This is a genomic window from Arthrobacter rhizosphaerae, from assembly GCF_023062595.1.
GTDB classification, from domain to species: Bacteria; Actinomycetota; Actinomycetes; order Actinomycetales; family Micrococcaceae; genus Arthrobacter; species Arthrobacter rhizosphaerae.
On sequence record NZ_JALLAN010000002.1, the window covers coordinates 100,490 to 126,503 of the forward strand.

Genomic DNA, 26,014 nt, shown 5'->3' on the forward strand with positions numbered 1-26,014 from the left:
ACTCCCTCATCCCGGGCAGCCATCGCGGCCAGAAAGAGGACACCATGGAGTCATCGAACACCCTTCCCGTTGCCGTGATTGGCGCCGGTCCGGTTGGCCTTGCCGCCACCGCACACCTGCTGGAGCGTGGTCTGGAACCGCTGATCCTTGAAGCAGGAGCGTCCGCTGGGGCTGCAATCGAGCAATGGCGCCACATCCGGTTGTTCTCACCGTGGCGGTTCAATCTCGACGCCGCCGCCGTCCGCCTCCTTGCAGCCTCCGGCTGGGAATCCCCCCGCCCCACAGCCCTCCCCTATGGCGGGGAACTAATTGACGGATATCTGGCACCGCTGGCGGCACTTCCCGAGATCGCCTCGCGGCTGAAGACCGGTACGCGTGTTACAGCGGTCACCCGGCAGGGCATGGACAAGACCCACACCCGGGACCGGGACACCACACCTTTCATCGTCCGGGTGGAGCACGACGGCGGCAGGACCCTCGATTACCAGGTCGCCGGTGTGATCGACGCCTCGGGTACATGGTCCACCCGCAACCCACTGGGAACCGCAGGACTGGCCGGCATCGGTGAAGAAGCTGCTGCATCCCGGATCTCTTCACCTCTTCCGGACGTTCTTGGCCGGGAGCGTTCAGCCTTTGCCGGGCAGCGCGTGCTGGTGGTCGGGGCCGGCCACTCGGCGGCGAACACCCTGATCAACCTCGCCGACCTCACCAAAGAGGACCCTGGCACCCGGATCCTTTGGGCTGTGCGGGGCGCTTCCGCCGAGAAGGTCTACGGTGGCGGTGACGCAGACGGCCTGCCGGCCCGGGGCCAGCTCGGCTCCCGGCTCCGCCGGCTCGTGGAGGCGGGAACCATCGAACTGAGCACCGGCTTCGGAATCGCGGCCCTGAAAGAGTCCGACGGCGGCGTAACCGTCACCGCTCTGGACGGACGCACCATCGATGCTGACGTCGTCGTTCCTTGCACCGGTTTCCGGCCTGACCTGGACATCCTCCGGGAACTCCGGCTGAATCTGGACCCCGCCGTCGAGGCGCCGTTGGAACTGGGGCCGCTCATCGATCCCGAGTTCCACTCCTGCGGCACCGTTCCCCCACATGGGGCCCGGCTGCTGGCTCATCCGGAGAAGGACTTTTACATTGTGGGCATGAAGTCCTATGGCCGCGCGCCCACGTTCCTGCTGGCCACCGGGTACGAACAGGTCCGTTCAGTCGCTGCTGCCCTTGCGGGGGACCTCGAAGCCGCCGACACCGTGCAGCTGGAACTTCCCGAAACGGGCGTCTGCTCCAGCGGCGCCGGGACCAGTTGCGACGCGCCGGATGTGACACTCGAGGAGACAGAGTCGGCCTGCTGCGGCACTCCTGAGCCAGTGCTCGTAGGCTTCCCCACCGGCCTGTCCCACGGCCGCTCCGGGGACCACTAACCGAGGATCCATCCGCGGGCTGATCCACGTGAAACAGTCTCCGTGGGAAGAACATCAAGGCAAGGAAGAATCAAGGCATGACCGATAGCACCAACACATCCAGCAGGCCACTAAGCAACACTCAGAGCGTCCTGTTCGTCTGCAGCAAGAACGGCGGGAAATCGCAGCTTGCTGCCGGGCTCATGAACCAGCTGGCGCAAGGCACCGTCACCGTCCATTCTGCGGGGACCAAGCCGGGCCAATCCCTGAATCCCCAGTCCGTGGAGTCCTTGGCCGAGCTCGGCATCGATATCACAGGCGAGCATCCAAAGCCGGTCACCGACGACGTCCTGGACGCAGCCGACGTCGTCGTCGTTCTTGGCAGCGAGGCAAAACTGGAACCCCGCGAGGGGAAGCGGTTCGAAGTGTGGGAAACGGACGAACCCTCCACGCGCGGCATCGAAGGAATGGAACGCATGCGGCTGGTCAGGGACGATATCAAGGCCCGCGTCCAGAAACTGTACGCGGAGCTGGCCAAGGACTAGGAGATGCCCGCCCCGGCGTTAACCCGGACACTGGCTGCGGAGGGTGCACCGCGGCGCGGACTCGCCGCGCTGTGCATCACCCAAACCACCAGCTGGGGCATCCTCTACTATGCACTGCCCGCGGCGGTGCGGCCCATCACTGCGGACACCGGCTGGGACCCGGCACTCGTGACGGGGGCGTTCTCGCTGGGACTGCTCGTTTCGGCTGCAGCCGGTATTTTCGTCGGGAGGGCGCTGGACCGGACCGGGCCGCGCAGGCTTATGGTTGCAGGCTCCCTCGCCGGAGTGCTCGCCCTGGTCCTGGTGGCCCTCGCCCCCAACCTGCCCCTCTTTGCCGCCGCTTGGCTGCTGGCAGGCATGGCCCAGGCGGCGGTCCTCTACCAGCCTGCATTCACGGTGATCAGCCGCTGGTATGGTCCGGCCCGGGTGCGTCCCCTGACCGTCCTTACACTTGTGGCCGGGTTCGCGTCCACCATCTTCGCGCCGCTTACCGCCCTTCTCAGCACAGCGTTCGGTTGGCGGATGGCCTTCGTCCTCCTGGCCGGACTGATGGGCTTTATTACCGTGCCACTACATGCCCGCTACCTCAACCGCTCCTGGGTCTCGGGGCCGCGGAAGGAGCATGCCACCTCCGACAAAGCCAGGGTACGGATCATACGGCGCAGCCCTGAGTTTCTGGGCTTGCAGGCACTCATGGTGCTGCTGTGCCTGGGCCTCTACACGGTGACATTGAACATCATCCCCTTGCTGATGGAAAAGGGCGCCGACTATGCCACGGCGGCGATCGGCCTCGGACTGGTTGGAGCAGGACAGGTGGGCGGGCGCCTGCTCTTCGCAACTATCCCGCCTGCCGCCCGGCTGGCCGTTATCACCGCAACGGCGACCACCGCCGTCGTGCTCCTTGCGGTCCTGACCGGGCCCATGCCGCTGCTGATTGCAGCGAGCATGCTGGCCGGAGCGGTCCGCGGGTGCCAGACCCTCCTTCAGGCGACCGTCATTGGCGAACGGTGGGGGACAACCAGCCTCGGCACGTTGCAGGGGACCTTCGCGGCGCCTCTGACAGCCGTCACCGCTTTGGCGCCCGCAGCCGGACCTACTGTTGCGGCTTGGCTGGGCAGTTACACCGGCATGGCTTTCGCTATGGCTGCTGCCGCCGGCACTGCGGCCATCATCGCCGCTGTTGTGTGGCGGCATTCCCGAAACGATCCAGCTCATGGCGGCTGAGGAATGGCCCGACGGGCCGATCGTTCTGGGTGTCGATTGGAATTTTTCCCAACAAATGGTCCGCACTGCGGCTGACCTTGCTGATGCTCTGGGGCAGCACCTGGTGTGCGCCTTTGTGGACCCGGCCAGCTACCTCACCGAGTGGGAGGCAGACGGTCAACGAACAGCACTTTCACTCGATCCGGTGATTAATGAAGAGGCAGAATTTCCCTCCGGGCAACTCCTGCGGAGGCTTGAATCCACGCTCGGTGATCCCGGGGAGCGATGGTCTTTCCGGGTACTGAACGGGGACGTTGCCAAAGCACTCGGACGTCTCGCAGAAAGCACTGACGCCTCGTTGCTCATCGTCGGGGCAACCAGACCAGGAATTCGCGCTTTGATGGAAAGGATTCTGGAAGGATCGGTTTCAGCGGCTCTGATCGACAGCCAGAACAGACCTGTGCTCATTGTTCCGGTGATGGAATAGCAAAGGTTCGAGGATGCAGTACACCGCTTCTAGCCGCTGAGCGGCGTCCATCCCATTGGGAGGGGACCCCGGACATCCGCTCTGCGGCGGTCACCTTCCGCTGACCAGCCTTGGGCGGCGTCGTCGTGCGCTTCACCGACCGGGCCGCGGGCAACCCTGAAACCCACGTCCTCCAGTACAGCGTCCGGCGCGCTGCCGCGTCGTACCGATGCCCTGCAACTCCACTCCGGATCAGCCCAACCTCCGCCGCGGAGGCTTCGGTAATCGCCATACCTTGCCGTATCGGCGTAGTCCCAGCACCACTCCCAAACATTGCCGATCATATCGAAGAGGCCAAAGCCGTTCGCTGCCTTCCGAGCGACTTCCTGAGGTCCAGTCACATCGTCTGCTACTGTCCAGGCGATATCTGCAAGTGCTCCATAGGCAGGGGTCCGTGTCCCTGCCCGGCACGCCCATTCCCACTCGGCCTCGGTGGGGAGGCGGAAACCGTTGGAGCTCACATCCCAGATGACCTCCCGGTCCCGAAGCCTGTACGCAGGGTCGAAGCCGGCGGCGGACGACGCCCTGTTGCACCACCGAACGGCGTCTAACCAGGTCACCGGATGAGCCGGAGTATTCATCAGGGAGTCTGGAGGCTGGGCGTCGCTCGAGAGAGCGCTCCAGATGGCCCACGTGATCTGCGTTTGCCCGATCTGGAAGGGGTGCAATTGGACCTGGCGCGAAGATCCGGAACGGGCGTCGCGCAATTCGACGACTCCGCCGGGAATCGCAGCTAGCGGGACAGTCCCGGGCTCCACGTGTTCAATAGCCATATTCCCCAGCTTGCACTACCGGCAAGGTCTCGAACGCGAAGGCGCCCTTTTGGTTCTACATATACGTGACGGGATCGACGGTCTGGTCGTTGAGCATGACCTCGAAGTGCAGGTGGCAGCCTGTGGAGTTGCCGGTTGTTCCGACACCGGCGATCTGCGCACCCTGCGTCAGGGGCTGCCCCACGGAAACGCTGATCCTGTCCAGATGGTTGTACGTGGTCTTCAGGCCGGCGCCGTGGTCGACGACGATCCGGTTTCCGCCGCCGTACGGGCTCCAGCCTGCCTCGCTTACCGTTCCCGCAGCTGCCGCCAGGACAGGGGTTGAACATTGTCCGGACAGGTCCATGCCCGTATGCAATTCGTCGAGGGCGCCGGTGAGGGGATTGACACGGAAGCCGAATGGAGAAGTCACGCTCATCGTGGCCAAGGGAGCACGCAGGGCCGGTGAAGGGGGAGCAGGCGCGGCAGCCACCGGAGCGGCAGGGGCAGGTGCCGGTTCAGCCTGCGGTGCAGGGACGGAACTCACCTGCGGGCGGTCAAAGGTCAGCGCCGATCCGGCATCTGCCGCGACCGCGGGCTGCGCAGTGGGAGAGAACACTGTGCCGGCGGCAAGGTCCTGTGCCGCCGATATCAGGCCGGGCTGGGCGTGGGCATTGGAAAGGGCTGTTAGTGCAAACATTCCTGTCACCACCGCTGCAATTCCCAACTTTCGGGCGCGATTCCGCAGTGTGGGGGAGGCGGATGAGGCGGCCCGGTGGCTGCCGTTGGCGGACGTGGATGGGAAAAGGGCATGGCGCTGGCCGTGTTTATCCTGGGAAGGCAAAAGTAGGTCCTCTCGCCGCCTGCGGAATTAGCTGTCGGATTCGGACGAGTGGACTGTCCGGCCTGCCCCGCCACACGCCTCAAGGCGTGTAGCTACAGGGCCAGGCTTCACCCCAAGACGCGCTAAGGCATCATTAGTGGGTTTTCCGCCCCCGCCAGGGAAATAAAGGATTCATGTACCACCGGCGGGGTTTGGCGAGGCGGCACACGTATACCCAATCAAGGTATGTGGTCCCTCTATGTAAACAAGAAAAACCATGTGTTACAAATCCGTTACCTGAAAATGGTCATGTTTCGTCTTGCTCCAAGGTAGGATGCTGCAACTTTCGGCATCGTCCACACTCGCCTCGGGCCCGAAGATCGTCTGCCCTGACCGGTCATGGCTGCGTGGTTCCTTCGCCTACGATTGGCTGCGTGAAGATCGGGATCCTCGTCGCGGCGATGGAAAGGCACCAGATCGGGTTGTATCTGGCCGCCATCATTGCTGGCGGAGGTGCGGGCTTGCTGGCGCCCGCCTCGGCCGGGCCGCTCGAGCATGCCATCAACCCCGTCCTTGGCCTGCTGCTCTTCGCCACGTTCTTGGGGATCCCGTTTGCCTCGCTAGGTACGGCCACTCGCGATCTGCGGTTCATATCGACGCTGCTGATACTGAACTTCGCAGTTGTGCCCGTGGTGGTGTTTGCCCTGACCCGGTTCATCGCCGGGGAGCAGACGCTGCTGGTCGGTGTCCTCCTTGTCCTGCTGACACCTTGCGTCGATTACGTCATCGTGTTTACCGGCCTGGCGGGCGGGGCCAGTGACCGTCTCCTGGCCGCGGCGCCGGTGCTGATGCTGGTGCAGATGCTCCTGTTGCCGCTTTACCTTATGGTTTTCGTTGGCCCGGGGATAGCGTCAGCTATTGACCCTGCCCCCTTCGTCCAGGCGCTGGTGGGGCTCATCCTGATTCCCCTGGCCCTGGCCGCCCTGACGCAGGCCCTGGCCCGGAGCGCGGCACTTGGACGGGGGATCATAGCCGTCATACAGGCCGTGATGGTCCCGCTGATGATAGCAACCCTGGCCGTCGTTGTGGGCTCCCAGATCGTGGGAGTTCGGCAGGAGCTTGGCGCCCTGCTGGCTGTCGTTCCGCTGTATGCCGCGTTCCTGATCGGTATGGTGCCGGTGGGACTGATCGCGGCCAGGTGGGCGCGGCTCGACGTTCCGGCCACTCGTGCGGTGGTCTTCAGTGGGGCGACCCGGAATTCCCTGGTGATCCTTCCGTTGGCATTGGCTTTGCCGGGCCCGTTGGCCTTGGCGGCGCTCGTGGTGGTCACCCAGACTCTTGTCGAACTCATCGGGATGGTTCTCTACGTCCGCTTCCTGCCGCTCATCATCCCTGAAGTTCAGCGCCGGCAGCTCACCTGAGCCGGCGCTTTAAGCGGAGTCACCGGCAAGGAGAAATCACTGCCGGCTTTCCTTCATCGCCGCATCGAATGCTGGCAGGCTGCGCTCGATCATGTCCTCGTTGGCAGTCAGTGAGATCCGGAAGAAGCCGGGTGTTTCGAACAGCACGCCAGGAAATACGAAGACATCGTTGCGGGCAAGTGATGCAGTGAAGGCTTCGTCATCAGGAATCGGGGAACGCACATAGAGGTAAAACGTGCCTTCCGAACGCCAGACGCGGTAACCCATCCCGGCGAGCACCTCGACCAGCCGGTCGCGGCGGCGCTCCAGTTGGCCGACGTCGATGGAGAACTTCTCCAGCTCTGGAAGTGCGTGCTGCAGCACAGTGTTGGGATACACCCAGCCCATCGCTACCTGCAGGCCGGTAATGGCCGGAGCCATCTGTTCCCTGTGCGGCATGCTGGCTGGCAGCGCCAGGTAGCCCATCCGCTCACCTGGAGAGAGATGCGTTTTTCCGTAGGAGTAGGCCAGAAGCGTGTGCGCATAGAATTCCACCGGGCTGTGGAAGCGCAGACCGTCGAACACAATCCGGTTGTAGGCTTCGTCCGAGATGAGGTAGATGCGCCGTCCGATCCTCAGAGAGGCAGCCTCCAGCACCTCCGCCAGCCGGAGCAGCAGTTCAGGTGGGTAGATCCGGCCGGTGGGGTTGTTGGGCGAATTCACGATCACAACCCGGGTGCGCTCAGTGATGGCTGCCTCGATGGCGTCGAGATCCAGGTCGAACGTCATCGTGTTAATCTTCACCTTCACTGGTACCAGCCCTGCTTCAAGGACCAGCGGCTCGTACAGGAACCAGGGCGGCAGGCTGTAGATAACCTCGTCGCCGGGATCGCCCACAGTCTTGAGCGCCAATGCGATCGCGGCGAAGCCACCAGTCGTGAGGTAGATGTCCTCCGGGCGGAACGGCACATCCAGCAGTTGCTGCAGGGATTCCGCCGCTGCTTCCCGGGCGGCCTCGCCGTTGGTCTGGTATGCGAACCACTGATCATTCTGAGGAGTCAGGGCCTCCCGCAGGGTGTTGACATAGCGGTCAGCAGGCATCTGGTGCGGATTTCCGAAAGTGAAATCACACGCACCCGTATGGCCCTGCCGTCGGGCGGCCGATGCCCTGATGTAGGCGTCAACCCGACGGAATGAGGGGATCGAGGCCAGCTGCGCAGCGCGGGCAGATACCGCGGAAATGGTCCGCGCTGTGGCCAGAGGATCGTTCATGTCAGCTCCTGTGTATGGCAGCCTGATGTGGCGGCAGTCGGGCGGACAGCGCGCTGCTGAGCCAGTGGAGGCCGTGCTGGGACCCATTCTCGACTTCGGCAAAGTTGATGTAAAGGCCCTCGGGCCAGGTAATGGCACGGTTTAGCCAAGGACGGTATGACGACGGCGGGACGCACCGCTGACCGCCAAATGGCGGTTTGCGGGAACTTCTTTGAGCCCTGCTGGCGGTTAGAATCGCTGAACGAAATGCCTAGGCTGAATCACGTCACAACGCGGTGACCAGCCATCCAGGAGACCCAAGATGCCAACCTCTAAAACCACACCTAAAGCCCCGCCGTTTGATGTTGAGCTGGGCTCGACTCTTGAGGCATTGGGGGATCTGCTCAATCCAACTCTTACCCCAGACATGATTCAAGGCATGCGGGGCGGGCCACTTACCGCGTCCATTGAAGAGCAGTTGGCGGGCCACGCCGTCCGTCATGAGGAGCGGATAATTCCCGGCCCTCCGGGTGCACCGGACATCATCGTTTCAATCTTCACCAAAATCGATCACGTCCCGGGCGGCCCCGGGATTTATCACACCCATGGTGGTGGAATGATCATCGGCGACCGCTTTCTTGGGGCGGACATGCTGATCGAGTGGGTCGAGCTGATGGACGCCGTCGCCGTCTCGGTCGAGTATCGGTTGGCGCCGGAAAATCCCGACCCGGCCCCGGTCGAGGATTGCTATGCGGGCCTCGTGTGGACAGCGGCGCATGCCGAAGAGCTGGGCTTCGACCCCGAGCGGCTTATCATCGCCGGCGCCAGTGCGGGCGGCGGCCTGGCGGCAGGCGTTTCCCTGATGGCCAGGGACAGGGGAGGCCCGGCGCTCGCTGGCCAGGTCCTGATTTGCCCTATGTTGGACGACCGGAACGAAACAGTCTCCAGCTACCAGATTGACGGCTTCGGACTGTGGGACCGCACCAGCAACGACACCGGTTGGGATGCCTTGCTGGGTGACCGCCGCAAAACCTCTGAAGTGTCCATCTACGCCGCACCGGCGCGCGCAACTGATCTTTCAGGACTGCCGCCCGCCTTCATCGATGTGGCAACTGCAGAAGTTTTCCGGGATGAAGTGGTGGCTTATGCCTCGGGTATCTGGGCAGTGGGAGGCGTCGCAGAACTGCATGTGTGGGCCGGCGGATTCCACGGCTTCGACATGATCGTGCCCCAGGCCGCACTCTCGATCCAGGCCCGGGACGTACGGACGAAGTGGGTTCGCCGCATCCTTGGCGCCTGACTCACAAGTGGCCCGGAGAGAATCTGTGGGCGGAGTAAAATTCGGGCTACAAGCTAATTCAACGAGCGGCAGATATGCAGGGACTGGTATGGCGCCTCAAGGCGCTTGATCCTGAGGCGTCCGAAAGCCTCAAGGTAATCGCGTACTTCGACGCGCTCGTTGATGGTCATGCCAGCGCCCAGGTTCTGCTGAGCGGTGCCGCCGTGCTGAGCGGATGCCCCGCAGGATATGCCACCGACGGCAATACTGTCCGGGTTGACGCCTCCGGAACGAAGACCGACGTCGGGGCTCCAGCTCCCGGAGCACCCGACGGCGGCTGGCCCGGGCACGCTTTCGGCGACGGCGGCCGAGTGTGGATTGAGCGTACCGGCCCGGCCTTTGCCAACGACGAAATGATCCTTGAGCGCGTGGCGATCGCCCTGGGGATCTCCTTCGACCGCACCAGCCCGGTGGCCGCTTCCCGCCGGGCAGTGGAAACGCTCCTTGATGGTGCCGCACCATTGGACAGGCGGATGGACGCGTCGGCCATGCTCCACCTTGACCGTCAAACGTCTTACCGCGTTGTCGCTGTTCCTGTGTCCACGGATCTCGCAGGACCAAGCGCCGTCATCTACACAGCCGTGGGGCCGGTGCGGGCAGCCGTGCTCCGGTTCTCCATAGCAGAGGCGACGGTCGCCCAGAATCCACAGCCAGGGGCCACGGCCGGCGTCGGCTTGGCTATGACCCCGGAGTTGCTGCACCGATCCTGGTCGACTGCGCTCCTGGCCCTCCGGCTGACCAGTCCGCGTCACCCGAGGCAACTCGCGGACGATTTGGGGAGTCTGCTCGTCTTTGCGGAGGCGGCGGACACGTCCTCGTATGAAACGCCTGACCTCACGGCTCTCAAATGGCTGGTGACATCCCAGCCGAAGGCCCTCGCACTGCTGGACTCCATTGCCGAAACCAGCAGCCTGAGAGCTGTGGCCGAAGAGATCGGACTGCACCACTCCAGTGTCCAGACCCGGGCTGCCGAATACTCGACGGCGTTGGGTTTCGATATCCGCACAGCCGCCGGACGCGTCCGCTTGTCGCTGGTGCTGATCTTCTGGAGACTCGCCTCCCAGGCGTAGAGCCCTCAGCCAAGAAGCGCATGATGTGTCAACTTATGTTGACATCGCAATCCTTCGTCAACTAATGTTGACGCCATGGAGGTGGAACGAATGAAAACACTGGTGGCATCAATGGACGGGAAAGGTCCCGCCGAGGCGCTATACGCCGTCGCAGAATTGCAAAAAGAAGTGGGCCGCACGGAGGCGTCGCTGGTACGGAAGGCCCGACAGGCGGGCTTGTCCTGGGAGGCAATAGCGCTGTGCCTTGGAGTCAGCAAACAAGCCGTCCACCGCAAATACGGAAAGCAATAATGTCGGATCCATTGCTCCGCAGCTGCCCGTGTGGTGGGTCTAAAGGGCACCTACTGAGCAATCCATGTGCACTGTAGGTTAGTCTGCCCGTCCCGGCACGGCCGCAAGCCGGCTTAGTCGTTGACCAGCTGCAGGATCCCGGCTGAGGTGAGACGGGCAGCAAACCCGCTGGCGACGCCGGTCAGTTGAGCTTCTGCAGCCCGCCGGCTGCCGTCCACGTCAATGTTGAGGACCGTGGGTGCAAAGCGCACGTGGGTGGCATCGTCAATGCCAACGAAGTTCAGCCAGTCGGCAAAGAATGTGCTGCTGAAGTCCTGGCCGAATGCCGGCGCCACCCCCGGGCTGTACACGCCGCTGGTGTGGATGGCGAGGGCTTGCTTGCCCTCCATCAGGCCTTTGTAGCCAGTTTCCGGATCAAAACCGAAGCTCCAGCCAGGCTGGGTAACGATGTCGATCCACTGCTTCAGCGCGTATGGAACGCCGGCGTTCCACATCGGGATGTTGAAAACGTAAGCGTCGGCGTCGGCGAACTGATCGAAGACCGCACGTGCAGCTTCCCACGCGCTGATCTGCTCAGAGGTCTGATCCTGGCCCGAGAATACAGCCATCTTTGCCGCTGCTGCAGTGCGCCCGAAGTCCGGAAGGGCGCCGTCGTCGAACACGTTCAGTGTTTCAATCTCAAAGCGCTCCTCAGCGGATGCCTGGATGGCATCGAGAGCATGGCGGGCGAGGCGGAGGGAATCGCTGTGGGCCTCGCGGGGTGATGCGTTGACGTGAAGGATTGTAGGCACGGTCTACCTTTCGGTGGTGGCAGGAACAGGCCGAGCAACGGCCCATGAACCATCCTCGCTGCGGCTGCCATCGCGGGTAAGAACGCACTTTGATGTGCCTAGGGCACTTTCAGGTTCCCTCCTGTGGCCTTTGGGCTGCCCGCCCTTGGAAGTAGTAGGCTGGCGGCCGGCACGGAACCAGCAGAGGAAAGTTTGGGGCAATGACTCTCACGGCGGAACGCAAGCGGCAGGAAGCACAAGCGGACTTCAACAATGATCTGGGACAGTGCCCTGCCCGCCAACTGCTTGAGGCGATCAGCAGCAAGTGGGTCACTCTGGTGATGCTGGCACTCGCAGACGGGCAGTTGCGCCACAGCGAGCTCCGCAGAGTCATCCCCGGCGCTAGTCAGAAGATGCTCACCTCGACGCTCCGCTCGCTGGAGCGTGACGGCCTTGTATCCCGCCTCGTCACAGCGTCGGTTCCGGTCCGGACTGATTACGAGCTGACCCCTCTGGGCCACTCCCTGCTTGGTGTCGTTTATCGCATGAAGGACTGGGCCGAAGCGAACATGGACGATGTGTCGCACGCCCGGATGGAACACGACCGGCGCCACCTGGCCAGCACACGCTGAACGCGGCTTTCATTTCGCTGGAACAACTGTCTTGTGACGCGCTACCAAAAGGTCCAGCATTGGATCACCAGTGGGCACGGACAAAAGGGGCGGTAGAAATGGACCAGTCACGAATTTCCGAGGCGATCAGCTCAGCGAAGGACTACCTGATCTCGCATCCGGACGAGGCCCGATACCGCGACTCCATGGCCACCGCCGTCGTGGAAGACGGCCTCCGCGTCCGGGTGGAGGGCCCCCACGGCGCGTCCTTGGCCACCGACATGGTGGCCGGCGTCGGCGGAACCGCCTCGGCGCCGTCGCCCGGCTGGCTCTTCCGTGCCGCGAACGCATCGTGCACAGCCACCCTGATCGCGATGCGGGCGGCGGCACGGGGTGTGAATCTGTCACGGCTGGAAGTCAGCGTGGACAGCGAATCCGATGACCGCGGCCTTTTGGGAGTGGACGACGGCGTCCCCCCGGGTCCGCTCGGAGTCCGGGTCTCCATCAGGGCTGCCTCCGATAACGCCGACGACGACACGGTCCGGGAGATCGTGATGTGGAGTCTGGAGCATTCACCGATAGAAGACGCAGTTGTGCGTCCTATCCCGGTTGAACACGACATCCAGATAGGCTGACCGCCACCGTTTTTGACTGCCGTCAAGGCACCGGGGCTGAACTGTGGGATGCCCTGAACCGACAAGAAACCTGGATTGCCCCTCGATTGGATATTCCCTTGGGGCCACATCCGGTAGTACAGTCCCGGGTACCCGTTGCATCACTTTCCCAATGAGCTCAAAACCCTAGGAGTGTCATGGCCAAGTCCCCCACTATCCGTGCGGCCGTAACCCTGATTTCAGCGGCCGCGCTGATTCTCGCACCAACAACCGTTGCCTCAGCGCATCCGGAAGCCGACGACGGGGCAATAGCCGTCGACGACGGCGCCCGCGACGTCCACCAGCATGGCGGCGATGAAGGGCACCTTCCCGCAACACAATCGAATGTAGAACTGGTCTCCAAACTCAAACTTAAAAATGTGGTCCCCGAGAAGATTGCAGACGTAGGCGTATTCAACGGATACGCCTACCTTGCTGCTTGGGGCTCTGTCGAATGCAAGTACAACGGCGTACATGTAGTGGATATCCAGGATCCGGCCAACACAAAGGAAGTGGCCTTCATCCAGGCCAAGGAGGGCAGTTACCCGGGCGAGGGCATTCAGACCGTCCACATCGACACGCCAGCCTTTACCGGAGACGTGCTGGTCAGCAACAACGAGAAATGCAAGGACAAAGCCGGCTTCGGCGGGATGAATCTGTACGACGTGACCAATCCCGAGCATCCCACCCCGCTGGCTGAAGGGGTGGGCGATTCAGTTGCCAGCGGTCAGGGCAAGAAGGACGCCAATGAGATCCACAGCGTCTTCGCCTGGGATGCAGGGGACAAGGCGTACGCCGTCATCGTGGACAACGAAGAGGGCACCGACGTCGACATTATGGACATCACCAACCCGAAGAAGCCGTTCCTGACGGCGGAATACGATCTGGATGAGACGTTCCCCCAGATCCTGCAGAACGGGCCGGCGAACCTGACTGAGATCTTCCTCCACGACATCATCGTTAAGGAGATCGGCGGTAAGCAGGTCATGCTGCTCTCCTACTGGGATGCCGGCTACGTGACAGTTGATATGTCCGACGTCCACAACCCTGCCTACATCGGAGACACCGACTTCGCCAATCCGGACCCTGAGCTCCTTGAGTCCGCGGGTCTTGCCGAGAAGCCGGAGGGCAACGGCCACCAGGGCGAGTTCACCCTCGATAACAACTTCATGATCGCCGCCGACGAGGACTTCTCACCCCACGGCAGTGAGGGCACCACGGATGACTCGGCAGCCGCGTTCCAGGTTTCCCAGGGCGACTCAACGCCCAACCTGCATGGGGGTGAGTCGTTGAGCGGTGACGCCGTGTATGTGGGTCAGGCCTGCCCGGGCGATCCCGCTGTTCCGGCCGCCGGCACCACGGCCAGCGGCCAGCAGATCGCCGTCGTCTCCCGAGGTGTCTGCACCTTCACCGAGAAGGTGGCCAGCATTGAGGCTGCCGGTGGTTATGAGGGCATTGTCATCGTCAACCGGGAAGGATTCGATGGCTGCGGCCAGATCGGCATCAGCGTCGAAGGCAGCACCCCCACGTTCTCCGTAGACCGCCAAACCGGCCTCGGATTCTTCGACAAAGAGGCCGGCTTCGACAACGCAGCGTGCCTCGCGGGTACGGCTACCCTGCTTCCAGGCGTCAGCCTCGGTGAGGTGGGCGACCTCATCAACCTCCGGGCGTTCTTCGACGGCTGGGGCTATGTGCACCTCTTCGACAACTCCGCCGGCAAGATGACGGAGCTGGACACCTACGCCATCCCGGAAGCCCATGATCCGGCGTACGCCGAAGGCTTCGGGGATCTGTCGGTACACGAGGTTGCCACCTCCCACCAGCGGAATGACCTCGCCTACTTCTCGTACTACTCCGGCGGGTTCCGCGTGACCAAGATTGTGGATAACAAGCTGGTCGAGACCGGCAGCTTCATCGATGAAGGAGGCAGCAACTTCTGGGGTGTTGAAGTGTTCGAGAGCAACGGCGTGGAATATGTAGCAGCAAGCGACCGTGACTCCGGGCTCTACATCTTCCGGTACACCGGGGAGTAGCCGCGCCTGGGAAGTTTCAGAAGAGAGTCCCGTCCGGAGATTTTTCCGGGCGGGACTCTTTTTTGGGCGTGGCGGCAGGCCTATTATGTGCGCACAGCCTCTACTTCGGGGACCAACTCTCCGGGACCTTCCTTCTCTGGTGTCGGCCACACCTTCGGATGCGCGCGTCTTGGACATCACGGGACAGGAAAGACCATGACCAAGTATCTGTTCGAATCGAACTACGTGGGCGACGGGATCACGGGCCTCATGCGCGAGGGCGGCACGAGCCGCCGGGATGCCGTTGTTGAAGCCCTCAAATCGGTAGGAGGAACACTTGAAAGTTTCTACTTCGCCTTCGGGGAGGTCGACTGCGTGGGGATCATCGACGTCCCGGAACAGGCCAACGCCGCCGCGCTGTCGCTCTTGATCAATTCGACGGGCACCGTAAAAGTGCATATGAAACCGCTCATGACACCCGAGGATCTTGATGCAGCAGCCAAGGTGACGCCGTCCTACCGGGCGCCGGGACAATAGGCGCTAGGCGGTTGCCTGGCTGGCGCTGGCCGAACCTTGCCGGGCTGCCCAGGCGGCATAACTCCCTTCGAGCTCGACGACGTCGTAGCCTTCGCGCCGCAGGACGCTGGCTGCGACGGAGCTCCGGGCGCCGCTCCGGCAGTAGGCCACGATAGTCCTATCGCGTGCCAGCTTGACCAAGTTCCAGAGCACTCGACCGCCGTGCAGGTGCTGCGATCCGGGAATGTGCCCGTCGGCATGCTCGCTCTTTGTCCGGACATCGAGCAGCACGGCCGTGGTCAGCGCTGGGAGGTCTTCGGGCCGGATCAGCCGCGGAGTACTCAGAGGCAGGCCTTCAATAGCGGTGACGTAGCCGGCCACCGAGTCGATGCCCACCCGCACCAGGTGATCCCGCATTCCCTCTGCCTGTTCTCGACCGCTGGCGAGGAGCACCAAGGGACGCGGATCCCGTTCGGGGTCGACGGCCCAAGCCGCGTAGCTGGCGAAGTTCTTTCCAGCCGGGATGTTGAGGGCACCCGCCACCGTGCCTTCGTGAACTTTGGCGTTGTGGCGGGTATCCACGAACGTCACAGCATCGGCGGCGAGTTGCCTGGAAACTGTTTCGGCGTCGAGCTCCTCCAGAGGAGGACGCTCGCCCAGGATCGCAGGGCCCTGCAGGTTCTGCCGTTTCATGCGGCCGAAGTAGGAGGGCGCGTCGGGCTGGCCCGCGAGGAGTTCCTTAACGAAGCCCTCCTCGTCGTTGTTGGCCAGGTGCCGTCCCCACCAGGCATACAGCCGCTCATAGCCCACAGTGGAGGAAGGGACAGATCCGATGGCCTTGCCGCACACGCTGCCGGCCCCATGGCCTGGGTGGACCTGGATGTAGTCCGGGAGGGTCAGGAACTTGTCCCGGAGGCTGGCGAACATCTGCCGCGCCCCAACAACATCGGTACCGGCAGGCTGGGTACCGGCAGCTTTGCTACCGGCGTCCTCCAGCCCGGCGGTTTCCGCCAGCAGGTCCGGCCGTCCAATATCCCCTGAGAAGACGAAGTCGCCGGAGAGCAGGTAGCCGGGCTGATCGCTGAAAGCGCCATCGGTCACGAGGTAGGACAGGTGCTCCGGCGTGTGGCCTGGGGTGTGCAGGGCTTGGAGGGTGATTCTGCCGATGGTGACTTTGTCGCCGTCGTACAGCCGTTCGCCGTCGAACTTGTACTGCCAGTCCGGGCCGCCCTCCCCGGAGAGGTAGACCGTGGCGCCCGTAGCGGCCGCGAGCTCGCGCGTGCCGGAGAGGAAATCGGCGTGGATGTGGGTTTCGGTGACGGCCACGATCTTCATGCCGCGCGCGGAGGCGAGGGATTGGTACTCAGCGATGTCCCGGCGCGGATCCACGACGATCGCCTCCTTGCTGCGTTCACAGCCGATGACGTAACTGGCCTGTGCAAGGTCGTCGTCGTAGATGCGCTCGATCAACATGGTGTGCTCCTTTGACACCATTATTCACTTCACCGCGGATCTTGCTGACGTTTACGGCGCCGTTCCTCTGCCTGACCGATGCCGTCGCGAACAGCGGCGCGGATAACGCCATAAAGAACGTAGAAAAAGATCGCCGCGAAGACCAGGTTCACCACGATTCCGCCGGGATTAAGCATTGCGGCTGTCCTCCTCCGGCCAGAACGGTTGCACGCCCTCCGCCGCAGTTCTCAATAGCCCGCCGTCGAGCTCGATCGAAGTCTCTTCCATGCCGAAGTCCGTCCACTGCGCGACCAGCCTGAAGTCTCCGGCGGGAGGAAGGGGCCAGAGCCAGAGCGTGCCGGTGCCGGCCAGTTCGTCGTCCGCTCCGCTGCCGCCGCCGTTGTTCAGGGCAAGTGTTGGGGGGTCAGGTTCCTCGTTGGTTCCCATAAATCCATGAGGGGGTCGGTTCCCCGTACTGGCTTTGGAGCCGTCGGAAAGTTCTACGCCGAACATAAGCCAGGATTGGTCTGTTCCGCGGCGGAAGCCCATGCCCGGCTGAAAGAACAACGAGTGCTTCTCGGCCCAGTCCTCCTCGGTTTCTTCACCACGGCGGAAGACCCAGGACAGGTTGAAGTAGCAGCCTGTGGAGAACACTTCGACGCTTCTGAGCACCATCACCATCGCCGGGCCGCGGTGCAGGAACTTACCGATGTGGACCACGGCGGGCAGTTCGTAGGCCGGTGGACCGGCCCACGGTGGCGGAACGAACCTGGCGCTGGGTGGTTTGGGGCCGGACGGCGGGATTGGAAAGTCCTGGAAGAAGGTCACGGTCATCCTCGGGCTCGCTGGGTACGACCGACCAGCGGGATGACGGCACTGCCGCCCGGGATCCCCCAATCCGTCCTTGCCCCGTAAGTCTAACCGCGGCACCTCGGCGATGCCTGGAACCGACTGTATGTCCAAGCCGACGCCGTCTGGGGGCGAGTCCTGGTCTCATCAGACTCGATCGTCGCCGGCTTGGAATCCCATTGAACCCTGGCCAGACCACCTAAAACACGAGTAACGCGTACTCGCTTTTCCGGGCCTATGTTACTTGCGGGTACGTGGAAAATGATGCGCCGGTATTGGTTTTCTGCCAAGGATCTGAACTCTGCGGGTGCCAGAATGTAAACCATGACTTCCGCCCGTGCCGCTGTCTTCATCCATGGCCTTATCGGCCCCTTTTCGGAGCCTGCGGCTCTTCAGGCACTTCACCCGCGCCCGACGTCGGCCCCTGACTTGAATGGGTACGGAACCTTGAAGGGCGGCGGGGCCGGGGGATTCGATGATATTTCCACCGAATCCCAGGTGGCGGCGCTGCACGATCATGTTGCAGCAGTCAGCAGCCGCGAGCCGGTCCACCTCATCGCCCACTCGGTCGGCGCCGTGTATGCCTTCACGTTTGCAGCGCGCTATCCGGAGAGAGTGGCATCCATCATCACGGTGGAAGGGAACTTTTCCTTGGCAGACGCCTTCTGGTCCGGTGCCCTGGCCGCTATGCCGGCTGACCGGGCTGAGTCGGTAATCCGGGCTTCCCTCTCCAGCGCTGATGCGTGGCTGACCGACTGCGGAATCGAACTCACGCCGGTGCTGGTCGAGCGTGCCGGCGAGGCCTTGGCCTACCAGCCGTGGAGCACTGTCTGGTCCTCCGCCCGAGCCATCGTTGACACCACCGGGACGTCTGACTACGACGAAATGCTGCAGCACGTGTTCCAGCGCATCCCCGTACATCTGCTCACGGGGGAGCATTCGGCGGCGGGATGGGCTGTCCCTGACTGGGCATTTGCTGCAGCGGCCTCAAGCACCGTGTTGCCTGGGGTGGGCCACATGATGATGCTGGAACAGCCTGAACTGTTCGGGGCGGCTGTGGCCGGGATACTCAACTGATGGCAGCTCTAGCCCCATCCTCAAACTGGCAGCTGCTCCACTAGGCTGGCACGGAGAAAACCTGTCCCTTTGACAGCGCCAAGACCGAGGAGCCCCATGACCCGGAAAATCAGCGTTAGCCTTCCCGATTCGGCACTTCGTCAGTACCTGAAGCCGAATCCGGACGTCACGGTGCTGGAATGGGACCTCGCGGGCGAACCTCCGCAGCCGAAAATCGACATTGTGGTGCCGCCGTACATGCGCGGCCCCGTCGTCCTGCGCAATCTTGCCGGCGTGGAAACCGGGCTGGTTCAGAGCCAGTCGATCGGTTACGACGGCGTCGCGGACGCACTGCCGTCCGGGCGGGTCTTTGCGAACGCTGCCGGAGTGCACGAGACGTCCACCGCGGAGCTGGCTTTGGCCTTGATCCTGGCCAGCCAGCGGGAGCTTCCGCGTCACTTCCAGAACCAGGAGCAGGGCAGGTGGGAAACGAAGCCCACCGCCAGCCTCGCCGACCGTCGCGTCCTGATTGTGGGCTACGGAGGGGTGGGCAAAGCCATTGAACAGCGGCTTCTGCCCTTCGAAACGATCGTCACCCGGGTGGCCAGCAAAGAACGGATCGACGGGACCGGCGTCGTCCACGGCATCGAGGAGCTCCCAGCCCTGCTGCCAGACCACGACATGGTGGTGGTGGGGGTTCCCCTCAGCGACTCCACGCGGCACCTCATCGATGAAGATTTCCTTTCGGCAATGCCCGACGGCGCGCTGCTCGTCAACGTCGCCCGCGGACCGGTGGCGGATACGGAGGCCCTGGTGCGCCACACCGGCAGCGGACGGATCCGTGCCGCGCTGGACGTTACGGACCCGGAGCCGCTGCCCGCGGACCATCCGCTCTGGAGCACTCCCGGCGTGATCATCACTCCGCATGTTGGCGGGGCCAGTTCCGCGATGCGTCCGCGGATGGGCCGGTTGCTGCAGCGCCAGATCGACCTCATGCTGGCCGGGGAGCCGCCCATCAACGTGGTGCTGGGCGGCTGACCTGACCGGCAGCCACAGGGAAGTGTCCGGCTTATTTTGAGAACAAGTCTCAATAAAACTGTTGACAACCCTCTGCTTCGTGATTTAGATTCAAAGAGAATCAAAAACACGGCGACTCCCAGAACAAAACTTCCACAGACCCGCGCCGAAAAAACCTTTCCATTATCTCGTCGACAATCGACGACATATTCCCAGGAGAACAACCATGGCATTCGAATTCGAAACCAAGCCCAAGTTCGTTACGTTCGACATGAACGGAACACTGATCAAGTTCGCTATCAGCGACGCGCTGCGCGAGGTCCTGGGCGACCGGCTGCCGGCCGAGCTCGCCGATGAGTACCTGCAGGCCTGCAAGGCATACCGCATCGACGAGTGCATGGGGGAATACAAGCCGTTCCGCCAGATCGTCGCCAACTCCATGGAACGCGCCTCGCGCAGGCTCGGCATTGAATACCGTGAGGCCGATGCCCAGGCCGTCTACGAGACTGTCACCACCTGGGGCCCGTACCCGGGTGTCACCGAGGCACTGAACCGCCTGGCCGAGGAGGTCCCGCTGGTCATCATCACCAACAGCGACACCGCGGATGCCGCGCTCCTCGCAGCGAACCTCAAGGCCCCCTTCGCACACATCATCAGCGCCGAGGAAATGGGCACATACAAGCCGCGGCTCGGTGCGTTCGAGTACATGTTCGAGAAGCTCGGCGTGACACCGGATGAGATCGTGCACGTCTCCGCCAGCCCGATGTACGACCTGCGCACTGCGGCTATCCTGGGCATCAAGAACAAGGTGTACGTGGACCGCGGCTTCGAGCAGGACGAGCACTGGCTCGGCTACGAGCGGATCACCGACATCGCCGAGCTCCCCGTCCTCTTCGGCCTGCCGCGTCCCGCTGCCTAGTAGTCGAATTAAGCCAAGGGGAGGCCCGCGCTCACATCGAGCGCGGGCCTCCCCGGCTTATTTAAGGGTTTCCGATCCTATCTAGGGCTATCAGCAAGCCCGCTCGGCGTAAGCAACGTCAGCAGTGTAGGTGACCAACTGTCCACCCACTGTTGCCTTCGCCTCCACCTTCACTGCACCGGCAGGGACCGACGCAGCACGCGTCGGGAAGGTCTGCACGGTTGACTTGCCGGGCTTCACCGCCTTGACGGACTTCTGCCCGTAGGCCGACGTGAGAGTCAGGGCCATCGGCACAGCCTCGTCATTCCGCACTTCGACCGTGAGGACCACCTTTCCCTTTTCGCATTGGCCAACTGCTGTCGCAGTCAGGGCCAGGGCAGGTTTCGGCTTCGCACGCACGATGGCAATCTGGTAACTCACCTTCGTCACGTGATCCTGCGCGTACGACGTCAGCACGATGTTCGTCGGTTCAGTGCCGGCGTTCACCGGGATGGTGCGCGGTTTCGTGTCGTCGATCAGGATGTCGCCGATGGTGACCAGTCCGCTCGGTACTGCGGGGTCGGCGTCGAGCGCTACACTCGTGGCGTCCGTCGGCACCGTCAGGGTGTACGAGTGAACGCCGGCCGCCAGCGCCGGGCTCAGCACACCGGTGTCGGAGGTGAGTGCCTTGAGCTCAGCGTTGGTGTCGAAGGTGTTGGTCGCCGTCGTGTACACGCCATAAACACCACCCACGAAACTGATGCCGTTGCCCTGGAACCGGACCGTGACCACGGGGATTTTCGCGCCGTTGGCATCCAGCACGTAGTTGCCGTTCTGGTCACGCTTGTAGCTGTCCTTGGCCGCGATGCCGTCGAGGACAGCCTGCGGGATCAGGTCGTACTGGAGGTACCAGCTGGTGGCGCCGTTGGCGTTGGTGATGGTCTCGTGCTTGAGCAGGACGTCGTTTAGGTACACGTCGAAGGTCCGGCCGTTGTCGCCCCCGAAGTACCGGACGCCGAGGTAGTTCTTCTCCAGGGTGGGGTCAACGATCATGTCGTACTGGAAGTAGGCGTCGGTGGCCCGCTGCCCGTCCCGGTACGGCTGCCCCAGATGGGTGCCAACCCCGGACTTGTTGTACTTGTAGTTCTTGTCAGCCTCACTGTTGTTGTTATCGAAGGACGTCAGCGAATCAATGGTGGTCTCATCGATCCGCAACTGCTCCTTCTTCCGCCGGATCAGCGCCTGCGCCTCGGCCGAGTCGGGCTGAACGAGCGTCATGTAGATCGCGTAGCGGGCGTTATACAGGCTGTAATACGGCTCGAAAGTCAGAGCAGCCGACGCCGTATCGACGTTCTTCAGTGAGAACCGCATGGTTTCCACACCGTTTGCGTTCACGCCGTTTTCATTGCGCACGAGGTTGTTCTCGATGCCGGCCTTCCAGGCCACTGCATCATTGACGACGACGTTCGAGTTGACCGTCTTGTCTGCGGTGCTCATCCGGACGAGGACGCCCGCGGTGTAGGCTGCGTCCACGTTGTTCCGGTTCAGTTCGGTGGCAAGCAGCACCGGACCGTACTTGAAGGCAACCCAGTTGGCGTTCTCGGTTTCGTCGTCGACGGTGACCTTGGCGAGCAGGGTGTAGGAAATGGCGTCGCCGGCAGCGACCGGGACCACGACGTAGCCCGCGGACGTCAGCGGCGCGATGTCGGTCATCACGCCGTTGATGCTGAGGGCCGGTGTTCCATTGACCCAGGCGGGGATCCGCAACCGGATGCTGGTTCCATCAGCGACGGCGCCGCCGTCGAGCCCGGCAACCTGCAAGGTGACGGTCTCCTTGTTGGGCACATCGGCCGTCTGCGTCAGTTTCAGGTTGTGCGCGGCCGAGCGGAGGACGGACGACCTGAACTGGTTGACGTAGACCGAGTTTGTGTCTTCGAAGTAGATCGAGTCACCGAGCTTGGTGAAGCTTTCGATGCCGGTTCCGTGATCGCACCAGAACTCGTCCTGTTCGTGGCCGAAGATCTTGGCGTAACCGGCAGCCATCGGCTGGAAGTATGTGACCATGCCCGTCTCGGGGTTCTGTACCGGCAGGACGGAGTTGATGAACGCGTGTTCGTAGTAGTCCGCGTACTTCACGTCCTTGGTCACCTGGAACAGCGCGCGGGAGAGCTTGAGCATGTTGTACTCGTTGCAGCCCTCCGAGGTTGAGTTTTCGCCGTAGCCGGTGGTCTGGCCGTTGGTTGCGTACTGGTGGAGAGTGTCCGGAGCATGGAAGTGCTCGGACTGGCTGTTCCCGCCGTTGGCGTAGGTGTGGTGATCATGCACAGTCGGCCAGAAGTTCTCAGCCGCCGTGCGGTACATGGTCAGGCTGGACTTCTCGGCATCCGTCAGAGTGGCGTAGAGCCGCGGATTGTCCGTGAAGACTGTGTACCGCTTGAGTGCCCCGATGAGCTTGGGAATGGTGGTGTTCGCGTGCAGCCCGTTGAGGACGTCCTGGCCGGCGGCGAGCTTCTGGAACAGCGTGACTTCATCAAAGTACTCGGCGGCACGCTTGTGGGCAGGCTTCTCCGTGATGCTGTACAGCTCGTAAAGGGCTTCGTTCATGCCGCCGTATTCGGTGCCGAGCAGCGCCGCAGGGTTGGCTTGGCGGCCGGCCCAGTTGGTGATCCAGGTGCCGAATCCGTCAGCAACGGACAGGGCCGTAGCGGAGACGTTGGCCGGGGCGTCGTCGTGGGCTTCGAGCAGCCCGGCCACAACCTTGTGCAGGTTGTAGAACGGAACCAGCAGGCCGTCTGCACCTGAGGGCAGATACGAGACGGGGAAGGGCGAGACGAAACCCGCATTGGCGGGATCTTTAGCCGCGTAGGCGTCCTGGCACCGCTTCAAACCGTCGACGGCGGCTGTCAGTTTCGCGAGCAGCGCGGACTTCGTTGTCGGGTCGGTGGTGGTGGAGTAGGCCTGCGAGAGGGCCGAGATGTAGTGGCCGAAGAAGTGGCCCTGGAACCGGGTACCGGTCTCGCGCTCCCAGCCGCCGTAACCGGCCGCCGTCGTGGGTGTGAGTCCTGCCTGCTTGTAGAAGGAGAAGAGGAACTTCTCAGGATCCAGGCTGAGCAGATATTCGATGGTTTTCTGGTTGCCGTTCATGAGATACGGGTCCTCGACTGTGACGTCGGTGAGGCCAGCCTCGAGCAGGTAGACCGAGGACTCAAGGCCCTCCGGGAGTACCTCCACATTGAATGTTCTAGTCACGGGGTTACTTCCTCCATAAGTGCCTGTTGCCGTGAGAATCACTGTGACGGGTGAGCTCGGCGGCGTGACGGTTGCTGCGCCGCCATTGATCGCGATGGCGGCAGAGTTGGATGACGCCCAGCTGATGGCGGTTCCCTTGGAACCCTCGAGCGGGACGGTGAAATTGGTGCTTACCGATGGCGGAACGGTGACCGCATCGAGGTCTGACTGCGCCACCGAGCCGGCATCGAAGGCGGGGTTGTGCGCCTTGGTGAGGGCTACGACGTCGGTGGTGGAGGCGACGCCGTCGTAAACGGTGTAGTCGTCCAGCAATCCGTTGAGGTGGGCACCGTTGTAGAGCGGGCCGTTGTAGCCGAGGGTCTTGGTGCTGGTGCTTTCGGAGCCCAGGACGCCGGTCGCGGTACCTGCCACCGGGAATTTCACGATGGCAGACTGGCGGACGCCGTTGCGGTAGATGACAACGTTCTTGCTGGCTTTGTCGTAGGTGGCCACGATGTGGGTCCACTGGTCGGTGGGGAAGAAGGTGGACCGGGGTGCGTCGACGGCCACTTTGTAGGGCTGGCCGGTGGAGGGGCCGATGGAGAGGGCGAGCGGAGTTGTGTTGCTCTCGGAAGTCAGGTACCAGCCGTCGGAGTTGTAGGCCTGCTTGTTCCAGGTGAATACCTGCTCGCCGGACATCGCTATGTTCGGCTTGAACCAGAACGAGACGCTCAAGTCTGCGGGCTGCAGGTGCGCGGCGGTGCCGAGATTCACTGCGTTGGAGCCGTTGAAGTTGAACGCCTGGCCGGAGAGGCCGGTGCCGTAACCCGCGGTACCTTTTTGCATGGTGGGTGCGTTGGCCTTCGGGCTGACATCGGCGAGGCTTCCGTCGAACGGAAGTTCCAGCACCTTCCTGTCATCCAGCGATGTTTCGGCCGAAAAGGCAGGAGTCGTCATTGAGACTAGTCCTGCCGCAAGCATGATCACGCTAGTGGTCGCGATCGAGCGTTGTAATAGAGCCACTCTTGGTCTCTCTCCCTTGAGAAGACCCACCTGCTGAGCGATGGGGAGCGTCGCAAGGGGATGCGAAAGCCAGCGGTGGATAGCTCATGTTAGCGTTCACAGTTGGGTGGCACAAGAGGCATCTACAACGAGAGTAAATGGCAACTGGGTCGCAGTTGTTGTTGTTTTGAGGGCTCAAAACAGCATTTACTGCTACCTAGTTGGGAGGTGCCCTCTGCTGGCTACCTTGCCCCTTGGATAGCCGCAGAAAGCAGGCGGTCGAAGCTGTCGGTCCCGTTCTCCGGAGGGATAACCGTGAAGACTGCGCGCCATCTCCCTGGGCCGCTCAGCTCCAGGAGTGATGCCCGTTCCACATGCAGATTCAGGCCCGGCACCCCGCTGACGAGGAGCGGAACGTGCTCGCCGCTCTTGACCAGTTGCCGGAATTGCCTGACTGAGAGCTGATCATCAGGAGTGCCCGTCACCTCGACGATTGTGTCGTTGACCCTCTTGGTCAGCCCTGTCATAAAGCTCCTCTCGTCGGAGACCGCGGGAGCCGTAAAAATGGCCGCGAAAAACAGCGTGAACAAGGCAATGGCCCCGAAACTCTGGAGGAAGGGCATGAACATCATCAGAACCAGCCCCAGGATCAAACCCAAGATAGTGAGCAGGATGAACCTGATCATGGGGTCTGGTTTTTTCGACCAGCGCACCAGCGTGACAGTGCTCTTGCCCGGCAGATCGAGCGCCAAGTTCTTCATGTTCAGTACCCCTTCACTTCCATAAGCGCTTCAGCCAGGATGACTGCCTGGCGTGCTTCCTTGAGATCGCTGTGGAGCCCCAGATCGGAGACGACGACGGCGGCGGCACGGGTTGGGCCAGCCAGTTCAGAAAAGGCCCTGCTCAGGTTGTCGCGGTCTTGTGACAGCATTCGGGACGAGTGCAGCTTGGCCCTGCTGACCTCAAGCTCCAGGAGCGACTTATCGATTGCCTCGCGGCGGCCTTGCATGACCGCCAGCTTTTCGGTCAGGTGCACGATGCGGGCACGGAGCATCGACTCCATCTTCTGCGCGGTGTCGTGGAGCTCGCTCAGGGCAGTGTACGTCTGTGGCGAACCGTACGATGCGCCAGATGGTGTGCCAGAAAGCAGGGCCAGCTGCTCACCTACGTGGTTCCGGCGTCGTTCCCATTTACGGAGTGCCACGGTGTACGGTCCCACAAGCAAGGAGACGGCCTTGAGCGCATTGTCCAAGGAGGCGGCCCTTGTGATCAGGTTTGCGGTGGCGGCGTCCAACCTCGCCAGGAAGGCGGCGTAGCTGTCAGGAGGGGGATCGTTTTTCCTGTTCATACGTC

26 protein-coding genes and 1 riboswitch are annotated in these 26,014 nt (G+C 62.7%); of the genes, 16 read left to right on the plus strand and 10 right to left on the minus strand.

Annotated features, from left to right (window positions below; genetic code table 11):
* Positions 1-44: 44 nt before the first annotated feature.
* From MU551_RS03140 to MU551_RS03155, 4 genes are all read left to right on the plus strand, one after another.
* Positions 45-1,418, plus strand: coding sequence for an NAD(P)-binding domain-containing protein (locus MU551_RS03140; protein ID WP_247040697.1), 1,374 nt, complete (start codon positions 45-47; stop codon positions 1,416-1,418).
* Between the two features lie 77 nt (positions 1,419-1,495).
* Entirely contained in the window at positions 1,496-1,942 is a 447-nt protein-coding gene (locus MU551_RS03145) for an arsenate-mycothiol transferase ArsC (RefSeq protein ID WP_247040698.1), read from the plus strand.
* Between the two features lie 3 nt (positions 1,943-1,945).
* The gene (locus MU551_RS03150; protein WP_247040699.1) at positions 1,946-3,166 is read left to right on the plus strand and encodes an MFS transporter; all 1,221 of its coding nucleotides are present in this window, start codon (positions 1,946-1,948) and stop codon (positions 3,164-3,166) included.
* The gene (locus tag MU551_RS03155) at positions 3,156-3,632 is read left to right on the plus strand and encodes a universal stress protein (protein WP_247040700.1); all 477 of its coding nucleotides are present in this window, start codon (positions 3,156-3,158) and stop codon (positions 3,630-3,632) included. Before MU551_RS03150 ends, MU551_RS03155 begins: the two co-directional genes overlap by 11 nt.
* A 29-nt stretch (positions 3,633-3,661) precedes the next feature.
* Here the strand turns inward: MU551_RS03155 and MU551_RS03160 are convergent, their stop codons facing one another.
* Positions 3,662-4,444, minus strand: coding sequence for a formylglycine-generating enzyme family protein (locus MU551_RS03160; RefSeq protein WP_247040701.1), 783 nt, complete (start codon positions 4,442-4,444; stop codon positions 3,662-3,664).
* Positions 4,445-4,499: 55 nt separating this feature from the next.
* The gene (locus MU551_RS03165) at positions 4,500-5,123 is read right to left on the minus strand and encodes a M23 family metallopeptidase (RefSeq protein ID WP_247040702.1); all 624 of its coding nucleotides are present in this window, start codon (positions 5,121-5,123) and stop codon (positions 4,500-4,502) included.
* Positions 5,124-5,271: 148 nt separating this feature from the next.
* Positions 5,272-5,439, minus strand: a riboswitch (cyclic di-AMP (ydaO/yuaA leader).
* A gap of 268 nt (positions 5,440-5,707) precedes the next feature.
* Between MU551_RS03165 and MU551_RS03170 the strand changes: the two genes are divergently transcribed.
* Complete coding sequence (locus MU551_RS03170) at positions 5,708-6,667, plus strand: arsenic resistance protein (protein ID WP_247041111.1); 960 nt, start codon at positions 5,708-5,710, stop codon at positions 6,665-6,667.
* A gap of 36 nt (positions 6,668-6,703) precedes the next feature.
* On the opposite strand, the gene MU551_RS03175 is transcribed toward MU551_RS03170, so the two are convergent.
* On the minus strand, positions 6,704-7,918 hold the full coding sequence (locus MU551_RS03175; protein WP_247040703.1) for an aminotransferase class I/II-fold pyridoxal phosphate-dependent enzyme: 1,215 nt from the start codon (positions 7,916-7,918) through the stop codon (positions 6,704-6,706).
* Between MU551_RS03175 and MU551_RS03180 the strand changes: the two genes are divergently transcribed.
* From MU551_RS03180 to MU551_RS03195, 4 genes are all read left to right on the plus strand, one after another.
* Positions 7,917-8,063, plus strand: coding sequence for a hypothetical protein (locus MU551_RS03180; RefSeq protein ID WP_247040704.1), 147 nt, complete (start codon positions 7,917-7,919; stop codon positions 8,061-8,063). The genes MU551_RS03175 and MU551_RS03180 overlap by 2 nt on opposite strands.
* Before the next feature lie 156 nt (positions 8,064-8,219).
* Positions 8,220-9,197: an alpha/beta hydrolase gene (locus MU551_RS03185; RefSeq protein WP_247040705.1), complete on the plus strand. Its 978-nt coding sequence runs from the start codon at positions 8,220-8,222 to the stop codon at positions 9,195-9,197.
* A 74-nt stretch (positions 9,198-9,271) separates the two neighbouring features.
* Positions 9,272-10,306 carry a hypothetical protein gene (locus tag MU551_RS03190; protein WP_247040706.1) on the plus strand — a complete coding sequence of 345 codons (1,035 nt, stop codon included), beginning with the start codon at positions 9,272-9,274 and terminating at the stop codon, positions 10,304-10,306.
* A gap of 75 nt (positions 10,307-10,381) precedes the next feature.
* Entirely contained in the window at positions 10,382-10,597 is a 216-nt protein-coding gene (locus MU551_RS03195; RefSeq protein ID WP_104174334.1) for a death domain-containing protein, read from the plus strand.
* A 113-nt stretch (positions 10,598-10,710) separates the two neighbouring features.
* Here the strand turns inward: MU551_RS03195 and MU551_RS03200 are convergent, their stop codons facing one another.
* Entirely contained in the window at positions 10,711-11,388 is a 678-nt protein-coding gene (locus MU551_RS03200) for an FMN-dependent NADH-azoreductase (protein WP_247040707.1), read from the minus strand.
* Between the two features lie 200 nt (positions 11,389-11,588).
* On the opposite strand from MU551_RS03200, the gene MU551_RS03205 reads away from it, so the two are divergent.
* The 4 genes from MU551_RS03205 to MU551_RS03220 all read left to right on the plus strand — a co-directional run bounded on the left by MU551_RS03205 (position 11,589) and on the right by MU551_RS03220 (position 15,180).
* On the plus strand, positions 11,589-11,999 hold the full coding sequence (locus MU551_RS03205) for a winged helix-turn-helix transcriptional regulator (RefSeq protein WP_247040708.1): 411 nt from the start codon (positions 11,589-11,591) through the stop codon (positions 11,997-11,999).
* A 98-nt stretch (positions 12,000-12,097) separates the two neighbouring features.
* Complete coding sequence (locus tag MU551_RS03210; RefSeq protein WP_247040709.1) at positions 12,098-12,613, plus strand: OsmC family protein; 516 nt, start codon at positions 12,098-12,100, stop codon at positions 12,611-12,613.
* Between the two features lie 176 nt (positions 12,614-12,789).
* Positions 12,790-14,664, plus strand: coding sequence for a PA domain-containing protein (locus MU551_RS03215; RefSeq protein ID WP_247040710.1), 1,875 nt, complete (start codon positions 12,790-12,792; stop codon positions 14,662-14,664).
* 195 nt (positions 14,665-14,859) lie between these two features.
* Entirely contained in the window at positions 14,860-15,180 is a 321-nt protein-coding gene (locus tag MU551_RS03220) for a GYD domain-containing protein (RefSeq protein ID WP_247040711.1), read from the plus strand.
* 3 nt (positions 15,181-15,183) lie between these two features.
* Here MU551_RS03220 and MU551_RS03225 read toward each other — a convergent pair whose 3' ends face one another.
* From MU551_RS03225 to MU551_RS03235, 3 genes are read right to left on the minus strand one after another with little or no spacing between them, the layout of a single operon-like run.
* The gene (locus tag MU551_RS03225) at positions 15,184-16,632 is read right to left on the minus strand and encodes an MBL fold metallo-hydrolase (protein ID WP_247040712.1); all 1,449 of its coding nucleotides are present in this window, start codon (positions 16,630-16,632) and stop codon (positions 15,184-15,186) included.
* A gap of 29 nt (positions 16,633-16,661) precedes the next feature.
* Positions 16,662-16,808 (minus strand): hypothetical protein, encoded by a 147-nt coding sequence (locus MU551_RS03230; RefSeq protein ID WP_247040713.1) that lies wholly within the window; start codon positions 16,806-16,808, stop codon positions 16,662-16,664.
* Positions 16,801-17,439: a hypothetical protein gene (locus MU551_RS03235; RefSeq protein WP_247040714.1), complete on the minus strand. Its 639-nt coding sequence runs from the start codon at positions 17,437-17,439 to the stop codon at positions 16,801-16,803. Before MU551_RS03235 ends, MU551_RS03230 begins: the two co-directional genes overlap by 8 nt.
* Positions 17,440-17,784: 345 nt before the next feature.
* Here MU551_RS03235 and MU551_RS03240 point away from each other — a divergent pair, with 345 nt between their 5' ends.
* The 3 genes from MU551_RS03240 to MU551_RS03250 all read left to right on the plus strand — a co-directional run bounded on the left by MU551_RS03240 (position 17,785) and on the right by MU551_RS03250 (position 20,452).
* Complete coding sequence (locus MU551_RS03240; protein WP_247040715.1) at positions 17,785-18,537, plus strand: alpha/beta fold hydrolase; 753 nt, start codon at positions 17,785-17,787, stop codon at positions 18,535-18,537.
* A 96-nt stretch (positions 18,538-18,633) separates the two neighbouring features.
* The gene (locus MU551_RS03245; RefSeq protein WP_247040716.1) at positions 18,634-19,554 is read left to right on the plus strand and encodes a 2-hydroxyacid dehydrogenase; all 921 of its coding nucleotides are present in this window, start codon (positions 18,634-18,636) and stop codon (positions 19,552-19,554) included.
* A gap of 205 nt (positions 19,555-19,759) precedes the next feature.
* Positions 19,760-20,452 (plus strand): haloacid dehalogenase type II, encoded by a 693-nt coding sequence (locus MU551_RS03250; protein WP_247040717.1) that lies wholly within the window; start codon positions 19,760-19,762, stop codon positions 20,450-20,452.
* Positions 20,453-20,542: 90 nt separating this feature from the next.
* Here MU551_RS03250 and MU551_RS03255 read toward each other — a convergent pair whose 3' ends face one another.
* The 3 genes from MU551_RS03255 to MU551_RS03265 form a co-directional block, all read right to left on the minus strand.
* The gene (locus MU551_RS03255) at positions 20,543-24,616 is read right to left on the minus strand and encodes a beta-L-arabinofuranosidase domain-containing protein (RefSeq protein ID WP_247040718.1); all 4,074 of its coding nucleotides are present in this window, start codon (positions 24,614-24,616) and stop codon (positions 20,543-20,545) included.
* Between the two features lie 287 nt (positions 24,617-24,903).
* Positions 24,904-25,422, minus strand: coding sequence for a hypothetical protein (locus MU551_RS03260; protein ID WP_247040719.1), 519 nt, complete (start codon positions 25,420-25,422; stop codon positions 24,904-24,906).
* A gap of 2 nt (positions 25,423-25,424) precedes the next feature.
* Complete coding sequence (locus tag MU551_RS03265) at positions 25,425-26,009, minus strand: hypothetical protein (protein ID WP_247040720.1); 585 nt, start codon at positions 26,007-26,009, stop codon at positions 25,425-25,427.
* Between the last annotated feature and the right edge of the window lie 5 nt (positions 26,010-26,014).